The organism is Ruegeria sp. BC8, from assembly GCF_056535705.1.
In genome coordinates, this window is the sequence record NZ_JBQFIV010000001.1 from 2,477,121 (window position 1) to 2,485,000 (window position 7,880).

Sequence of the window (7,880 nt, forward strand, 5' to 3'; positions counted from 1 at the left end):
ATTGGGGGTATACAATACCTACTACACCCATGATTATTCGCAGTTTTTTGTGATACCATACGAACGGAGACCAACATGACCTTTGACCCACGCGCCCCAAAACCTCCCTTCGACTTTGTGCCCCGCAAACGAACTCCACCGGTGGACAAATCCAAACTCTACGGACGGTTTTTCAGCGACATGGCTAGTTGTCAAAAACTGCGCGATGACATCCGCGACCGGGCTGCGTACCTACACTGTGTTGGTCACCTGCCGTCGCATTTGCGGCCACGCGCCAACCAAATTCTGCTTCAGATATCGGAGTATTTCCGCCGCCCCACCAGCTTGGATGGTCGGTTAGGTGAACGTCGGTTGAAGGAAGACGCGATCCGGGATTTGAAGATCAATGACCACGATATGGTTATAGAAGTCCGCGAACGTGTGAGCCAAGGCTACCGAATCCAGCACAGTCGCGGTCTTGGAACACGTTGCGGATTCAGCAAGGTGTTCATGTTCAAAAACTACCCGGATCAAATGATGGCCGAAAAGATCACCGTCACCCTGTCGGGCGCAGTTAAGCGCGGTTGGGACTGAGACTACTGCAGGATCTCCGGACGAGATCGGGGCCGGGTTGACACATATCGGCGTTAGCCGACTGGAGTGGCCTCGTCGCTTGTCAGAGAGAGGAGGTATCCAGGCACTCACCCGGCACCCTTGCGCATGAAGGTATCACGTGCGGATAACCACCCCAAGCTCAAACAGATAAAAATACATATTTTCATTAACTTACACATGCAGAAGCCCGGCCTGATCTCTGAGTCGGTAATCGTGGAGTAACCACGCCGTGCTGCCCTTGACAGGCAAGCAACGGTTCATAGGTTAAGAGAACTATCAACCCACCAGCCGTGATGGCTGAGCCGCCAATATTGGGATTGGACAGAACGGCTCTTCGTTCTCGACGCACTCGATGGCAATGATCCTGATCTCGTTTGAGGTCAGTGTTTTGTCGTCTGGAGTGCACTCCTAAGCCAAAACATCGCGATCATTGCTTCGAGCGGTTCCTTTTAAAAGGAACGTATCGATGACGTGTTCGTCTTCTGCTCCCACGGGCAATTTGCCCAGTTTTGATATCCCCGAACCTCTGATCAGCCTTGTGCGCCTGTTGGCACGCGAAGCGGCACGCACTGACTTTGCGACGCGTTGCAACGGTGAAGACCCGGAGGTGGATCATGGTTGATCTGCCGATCACAGAGGATGCCGCCTATCTTAGCGTGCGCGATGTCGCTGCGCTGTTCCGCATCAGCACCAAGACCGTTCGCCGCTGGATCAAATCCGGCGAACTGCCCGCAACTCGGTTGGGCCGCGATTGGCGCATTGCGCGCAGCGACCTGTACGCCCTTGCCAAACAACGCTGCAATCAGGCTGCGGCTCATGTTCTCTAAAGCCCTAAAATTCATCGGCTTTTTCGGCATTCGGGAAAACGGGGGCATGGATTTCGGATATAAATTCACACCCTTGTTTTCCCGAATGTCCGCAAGAGGGCCGCCGTGGGTCTGAATGTACTCGTCTGTCCCCTTTTGTCCCCAATTTCAAAACCGAAGAGGTTTATCATGACACATCACCAAGAGATCCAGCTACCAACAACGCTGGCCGAGGTTCTGGACGTTCTGAAGTCCAATCCAGACCCCGACAAGAAACGTCAACAGTCCAAAATGTCCGCGATTTCGCGCATCAGTAAATATATGAACCGTCCTCCGTCGGATATTCCGACTAACATCCCGCAACTGCGCAAACTGCTGGCGTCGTTGCATCCCGCCGCCTGCGGGGTGAAGCCCAACACCCTCAGCACCACCAAAAGCGATCTGGCAAGCGCATTGCGCGCGGTCGGGGTGTTGCAGGATGTTGAAAGCAAATCTGAACTGACGCCCGAGTGGGGCACGTTTCTCAAGGCCGTGCGGTCCACCCACCAGGTTTGGGGGTTGATGCGGTTTGCACGCTTTTGCAGTGCCCGGTCGATCCCGCCCGCGGACGTCGACCATAATGTGGTTCAGGCGTTTCAGACGGCTCTCGACGCAGTGCTGCTGAAGAATGAACCGGCCAAGCACATTCAATCCATGATCGATACATGGAACCATGTGATTGGCAAACACGTTCTTGATCTTCCCCGGTTGGACCGTTTGCCGTCTGATCGGTACCTAGCTCGCTCGCTGACGGAGTACCCGGAGAGCCTTCAAACGGAGATCGTGGCCTATATCGACCGTTTGGCTCAGCGTGATCTGTTCAGCGATGACGGGCCTGACAAACCGCTGCGCGAGACTAGCTTGCGCAACACCGAAGCGCATCTGCGCCAATTGCTGGACGCGCTGGTAACTTCAGGGCAACGCCCGGTAGAGTTCACCAACCTTTCTGTGTTGGTTACGGCGCACAACCTCAAAACAGCCTTCCGGACGATCATGGACCGGCTTGGGACCGATGGTCTGCCGTCCGGACTGAGCAATGTTGCGGCAACCTGTATCGCCATTGCACGTCACCACCTGAACGCGCCGGAGGATACCATCAAAGCGCTCAAAGACATTCACAAACGCGTTGCAACCAGTCCACGCGGTATGAGCCCCAAAAACGCCGAGCGCCTCGCTCAGTTCAACGACTGGGAGAATGTCGCTCTGTTGCTTGGCCTTCCGGATACGTTGATGGCACGGGCGGATGACAATCCGACCCGTCGTGACAGCGCTCTGGCGGCGATGCACGCGGCAGCACTGGCCATCCTCTTGAGCTGTCCCATGCGCATCAAAAACCTCGCGGACCTTGACTTGGACAAACATTTGATCCCTGCACGCTCGGGCACGCACACCTATTATTCCATTCGTATCGAAGGGATTGAGGTCAAGAATGGCGAGCCGATTGAGGTCAAACTGAATGCCCGCAGTTCTAAGCTGGTGCACCGTTACATCATGCAATTCCGATCACAGGTGTCGCAAGCGAATGGCCGCGCCCTGTTCCCGCGCAGCAGCGACGGGAAGTCTCGAGCGCCCAGCAATTTTGGTAGCGAACTTACCCAGCGGGTCTATCGGGAAACAGGATTGAAGGTTCACCCGCATCTGTTCCGCCACATCGCAGCCAAACTGTACCTCAAAGAACGCCCCGGTGATTTTGAGACCGTGCGCCGCCTGCTCAAGCACAAGCGGCTCCAAACGACGATGGATTTCTACGCATCGCTCAGCAACCAATGGGCACACGACCACTATGATGAGGTGGTTCTTTCGAAGTTCCGGGGGACGTCCGATGACTAACCCCATTCCTCTTGTTCTTCTTTATCAAAATTGGCCCCAGGCGGATAAAACCGCCTGGGAGGCCCTGTTCGCGGAAGGTGACATCTTTGACGGTACAGGCCTCTGTACGAGCTGGTCCGAAGGCAGCCGCACCAAACGTCGCCAGAGCTACGGATACTGGCTGTCATGGATAAAGCGTCATCTGCCTGCCCTTTTGGATCAATCCCCGACGGATCGAATTACCAAGAATGCCGTACGGGGATATTTCGAAGAGGCAGAAGTCCGCGTAAACGCTATGACGCTCAAAAACATGATTTGTGATCTGTATGTGATTGCAAAGGCCATGGAGCCGTCAGGAGACTGGGACTGGCTAAACAAACTGTCCAACCGTTTGATACATCTGGCCGACCGCAAAAGCCTGCCCAAGCCGATCCCGGTGACTGCCGATGAAGTTTTCGTCAAAAGCGTGCAATGGCTCCAAGACGTAGAGGTTGATCAATCCCTCAATGACATCAAGCGCGCGATCCACTTTCGCGCAGGCCTGATGATCGCCTTTCTGATCTCACGGCCTCTGCGTCGTCGCTCTTTGCTGGCGCTGACAACGGATCAGCATCTGCGCAAAACCTCCGAAGGGTTTGAGCTTCATCTTTCGGCTGAGGACACAAAAGACAAAAAAGAGCGCTGGTTTCCTCTACCCAAGGTTCTGGTTCAGCCAATGGTGTCTTATTTGGACATCCATCGTCCGGCCCTACTTGGCTCTAAGACATCCAATGCGCTCTGGATCAGCCAATATGGAGACCCGATCACACCAGATGGCCTCTCTCGTGAGTTGCCGAAAGTGGCACAGCGGCTGCTCGGTGTTGAGTTACGAACGCACAAGTTTCGGCACATTGCGGCAACCACCATCGCTGAGACAGACCCGGAAAATGTCAACATCATCCGGGATATCCTTGGGCACGCGACGTTGGACATGTCCCAGAAACACTACAACCGTGCCACCGGACTATCCGCTTGTGACGATTACCAGTCTTTGTTGGAAGCAAAGATGAAGACCTTGGGTGGCAAACGTTCGGCAATCGCGCCCAAACGCCGATAATGTAATTGGTTATCTATTTGTGATTTATGCCTTTTCCATTGCAACGGGTTGCAATCGAAAGTGGCAGACACGGCCCAATCCATGCCTATAATGGGTTGGGCCAACTTGTTTCTCTGTTCGAAAGGCCCGACACATGCGCGCCGCTATCTACGCCCGCTATTCCACTGATCTTCAAAGTGATGCCTCCATAGAAGACCAGCATCGACTGTGTCTACGCCTCATCAATGGTAACGGCTGGCAGGAGACGCAAACTTATTCCGACCGGGGAGTCAGCGGTGCGTCGCATCTCCGCCCCGGCTACCAGCAACTGTTGGAAGACGCACGCTCCAATGTGTTCGATGTCGTCGTGGCTGAAGGTCTCGACCGCATCAGCCGCGATCAGGAACACATCGCGGCCTTCTTCAAGCAGATGCGGTTTCAGGGCATCCCGATTATCACCGTAGCTGAAGGTGAGATTTCAGAACTTCACATCGGTCTCAAAGGCACCATGAGCAGCCTGTTCCTGAAAGACTTGGCTCAAAAGACCCATCGCGGGCTGGAGGGGCGCGTGCGCAAAGGTAAATCAGCCGGTGGCGTCACCTACGGCTATGACGTTGTGCGAGACATCGGCGCAGACGGGTCTATCACCACAGGGGACCGCCGGATCAATGAGGATCAGTCTGAGGTCGTCCGACGCATCTTCCGTGACTACAGCCATGGTCTTAGCCCACGTGCCATCGCTGCCAAACTGAACGAAGAGGGCATTCCCGGACCGCGCGGCACGTGGGGGGCATCAACAATCTACGGCAATCACCAACGCGGCACCGGCATCTTGAACAACGAACTTTACATCGGGCGGCTAGTCTGGAACCGGCAGCGTTTCATCAAAGATCCAAACACCGGAAAGCGACAAGCCCGACCGAACCCACCCGAAGACTGGGTGATCGAAGACGTTCCCGATCTACGGATCATGCCCGATGACCTGTGGAACGCGGTAAAGGCGCGGCAGGAAAAGACGCGCAACGCCGCGATCAGCGATGGTATCAAGAAGCTGGGCCGCACCAAGCGGGCACGGCATCTGTTTTCGGGTATGCTGACCTGTGGATGTTGTGGCGGCGGCATCATCCAAATTGGAAAGCAGTATTACGGGTGCTCCACTCAACGGAACAAAGGCACCTGCGGCAACCGCCTCACTATCAAACGCGCGGACCTAGAAGATCGCGTTCTCTCCGGGCTCAAGGAACAGTTGTTGCACCCCGATCTGATTGCGGAATTCGCCAAAGCCTATCAAGAGGAATACAACCGTCTTGCAGGGTCCATTCAACAGGAACGGAGTAACGCGACACGTGATCTGGCGCAGATCGAGCGAAAGATCGCACATCTCATAGACGCCATCAGCGATGGCATGTTTCACGCCAGCATGAAGGATAAGCTGACAGCGTTGGAGGTTCGCAAATCGGAACTCGAAGCCTTGATCGCCTCCGCCTCTGATGAACCACCGGTTTTGCTGCATCCCGGATTGTCCGATGTGTATCGCGAACAAGTCGCCAATTTGACCACGGCATTGCGCGATCCCTCTTCGCAAGCTGAGGCAACATCCATCATTCGCAGCCTTATTTCAGAGATCAGGTTGATCCCCGAGGATGGGAAGTATGCGATTGAACTTGTTGGGGAACTAGCAGGATTGCTTGCGTTGGGCGTATCCCAGAATGAACAAAACCGCCCTGAGGCGGCTTGCTCGACATTTTGTTCGAGCCAAGTGGTTGCGGGAGCAGGATTTGAACCTGCGACCTTCAGGTTATGAGCCTGACGAGCTACCGGGCTGCTCCATCCCGCGACACTTTGGGTTGGTCTGTTGCCTATTTGGCTGTTTGAGACCTGGTCGTGTTTTTTGATCGTTTTAGAGAGGGGGGGATTTTTCTAGGTTTGGCGGTGACCTACTCTCCCGGGGCTTGAGCCCAAGTACCATTGGCGCTGCAGTGCTTAACTTCCGGGTTCGGGATGGGACCGGGTGTTTCACTTGCGCTATGACCACCAAACCGAGGAAAATCCCCGTCGCTCTTTTGCTTTGCAAAGGCGAAGCGCGGGAGGCGGCGTATTCGCTTGCGAATGCGCGTTCCCGCACGGTTGTGTCACCCCTTGCGGGGTTTCACATCAATCAACACCGTCGCTATTTGCGTAGCAAAAGCGACGTAATTGTCCAACTCAAGGTCAGTGTATGCTTCTGGTCTTGTTTGATCGCCTACCGCTTCGCTACTTGAGGCGGTGAGCTTTGTCTTTCTGTTACTGGATCAAATCAAGCCTATCGGGCGATTAGTACCGGTCAACTGAACGCATTGCTGCGCTTACATCTCCGGCCTATTGACGTGGTGGTCTTCCACGGCCCTCAGGGAGACCTTGTTTTGAGGGGGGCTTCCCGCTTAGATGCCTTCAGCGGTTATCCTGTCCGATCATAGCTACCCTGCACTGCCGTTGGCACGACAACAGGTCCACCAGTGGATCGTTCACCCCGGTCCTCTCGTACTAGGGGCAACTCCTCTCAAGTCTCCTACACCCACGGCAGATAGGGACCGAACTGTCTCACGACGTTCTAAACCCAGCTCACGTACCTCTTTAAACGGCGAACAGCCGTACCCTTGGGACCTGCTCCAGCCCCAGGATGAGATGAGCCGACATCGAGGTGCCAAACACTGCCGTCGATATGGACTCTTGGGCAGTATCAGCCTGTTATCCCCGGCGTACCTTTTATCCGTTGAGCGATGGCCCTTCCACTCGGGACCACCGGATCACTATGGCCGTCTTTCGACTCTGCTCGACTTGTCAGTCTCGCAGTCAGGCTGGCTTCTGCCATTGCACTCAACGAGCGATTTCCGACCGCTCTGAGCCAACCTTCGCGCGCCTCCGTTACGCTTTAGGAGGCGACCGCCCCAGTCAAACTACCCGCCACGCAGGGTCCCGGATCCGGATAACGGACCGCGGTTAGACATCAAGAATGCAAAGGGTGGTATCTCAAGGGAGGCTCCACAGGAACTGGCGTCCCTGCTTCGAAGCCTACCACCTATCCTGCACATTGCAGTCCTGATGCCAGTGCGAAGCTGTAGTAAAGGTGCACGGGGTCTTTCCGTCTAACCGCGGGAAGCCTGCATCTTGACAGGCAATTCAATTTCGCTGAGTCGATGTTGGAGACAGCGGGGAAGTCGTTACGCCATTCGTGCAGGTCGGAACTTACCCGACAAGGAATTTCGCTACCTTAGGACCGTTATAGTTACGGCCGCCGTTTACCTGGGCTTCAATTCAAGGCTCTCACCTCTCCTTTTAACCTTCAGGCACCGGGCAGGCGTCAGACCCTATACGTCGTCTTGCGACTTCGCAGAGCCCTGTGTTTTTAATAAACAGTCGCCACCCCCTGGTTTGTGCCCCCAGCCCCTAGTTGCCTAGGAACCGGGCCTCCTTCTCGCGAACTTACGGAGGTATTTTGCCGAGTTCCTTCAACATCGTTCTCTCAAGCGCCTTGGTATGCTCTACCAGTCCACCTGTGTCGGTTTAGGGTACGGTCT

Annotated in this window: 6 protein-coding genes, 1 tRNA gene, 2 rRNA genes and 2 pseudogenes (1 of these 11 only partly in view); 6 read left to right on the top strand and 5 right to left on the bottom strand. The window is 55.1% G+C overall.

Going from position 1 to position 7,880, the window contains the following annotated elements:
* The first annotated feature begins 75 nt into the window (after positions 1 to 75).
* From ACR3EK_RS12440 to ACR3EK_RS12460, 5 genes and pseudogenes are all read left to right on the top strand, one after another.
* On the top strand, positions 76 to 573 hold the full coding sequence (locus ACR3EK_RS12440) for a hypothetical protein (RefSeq protein ID WP_170417262.1): 498 nt from the start codon (positions 76 to 78) through the stop codon (positions 571 to 573).
* A gap of 614 nt (positions 574 to 1,187) precedes the next feature.
* Positions 1,188 to 1,421, top strand: coding sequence for a helix-turn-helix domain-containing protein (locus ACR3EK_RS12445; protein WP_437342554.1), 234 nt, complete (start codon positions 1,188 to 1,190; stop codon positions 1,419 to 1,421).
* A 168-nt stretch (positions 1,422 to 1,589) separates the two neighbouring features.
* Positions 1,590 to 3,269, top strand: coding sequence for a tyrosine-type recombinase/integrase (locus tag ACR3EK_RS12450; RefSeq protein ID WP_480633541.1), 1,680 nt, complete (start codon positions 1,590 to 1,592; stop codon positions 3,267 to 3,269).
* Positions 3,262 to 4,344 carry a tyrosine-type recombinase/integrase gene (locus tag ACR3EK_RS12455; RefSeq protein WP_480633542.1) on the top strand — a complete coding sequence of 361 codons (1,083 nt, stop codon included), beginning with the start codon at positions 3,262 to 3,264 and terminating at the stop codon, positions 4,342 to 4,344. Before ACR3EK_RS12450 ends, ACR3EK_RS12455 begins: the two co-directional genes overlap by 8 nt.
* Positions 4,345 to 4,477: 133 nt before the next feature.
* Positions 4,478 to 4,894, top strand: a pseudogene (locus ACR3EK_RS12460) (recombinase family protein); the annotation flags it as partial.
* A 12-nt stretch (positions 4,895 to 4,906) separates the two neighbouring features.
* Here ACR3EK_RS12460 and ACR3EK_RS12465 read toward each other — a convergent pair.
* Positions 4,907 to 5,041: a hypothetical protein gene (locus ACR3EK_RS12465; protein WP_480633543.1), complete on the bottom strand. Its 135-nt coding sequence runs from the start codon at positions 5,039 to 5,041 to the stop codon at positions 4,907 to 4,909.
* On the opposite strand from ACR3EK_RS12465, the pseudogene ACR3EK_RS12470 reads away from it, so the two are divergent.
* Positions 5,021 to 5,500: pseudogene (locus ACR3EK_RS12470) on the top strand (recombinase family protein); the annotation flags it as partial. The gene ACR3EK_RS12465 and the pseudogene ACR3EK_RS12470 sit on opposite strands and share 21 nt — an antisense overlap.
* Before the next feature lie 33 nt (positions 5,501 to 5,533).
* Here the strand turns inward: ACR3EK_RS12470 and ACR3EK_RS12475 are convergent.
* From ACR3EK_RS12475 to ACR3EK_RS12490, 4 genes are all read right to left on the bottom strand, one after another.
* On the bottom strand, positions 5,534 to 5,836 hold the full coding sequence (locus tag ACR3EK_RS12475) for a hypothetical protein (RefSeq protein ID WP_480633544.1): 303 nt from the start codon (positions 5,834 to 5,836) through the stop codon (positions 5,534 to 5,536).
* 247 nt (positions 5,837 to 6,083) lie between these two features.
* A tRNA-Met gene (locus tag ACR3EK_RS12480) sits at positions 6,084 to 6,160 on the bottom strand.
* Positions 6,161 to 6,247: 87 nt separating this feature from the next.
* A 5S ribosomal RNA gene (rrf, locus tag ACR3EK_RS12485) occupies positions 6,248 to 6,362 on the bottom strand.
* Positions 6,363 to 6,615: 253 nt separating this feature from the next.
* Positions 6,616 to 7,880, bottom strand: a 23S ribosomal RNA gene (locus ACR3EK_RS12490); it runs 1,562 nt beyond the window's last position.

Coding starts and splice junctions, on each gene's coding strand:
- ACR3EK_RS12455 (WP_480633542.1), top strand. CDS start 3,262: ATGACTAACCCCATTCCTCTTGTTCTTCTTTATCAAAATTGGCCCCAG.
- ACR3EK_RS12465 (WP_480633543.1), bottom strand. CDS start 5,041: ATGGCTGTAGTCACGGAAGATGCGTCGGACGACCTCAGACTGATCCTC.
- ACR3EK_RS12475 (WP_480633544.1), bottom strand. CDS start 5,836: ATGCAGCAAAACCGGTGGTTCATCAGAGGCGGAGGCGATCAAGGCTTC.
- ACR3EK_RS12450 (WP_480633541.1), top strand. CDS start 1,590: ATGACACATCACCAAGAGATCCAGCTACCAACAACGCTGGCCGAGGTT.
- ACR3EK_RS12440 (WP_170417262.1), top strand. CDS start 76: ATGACCTTTGACCCACGCGCCCCAAAACCTCCCTTCGACTTTGTGCCC.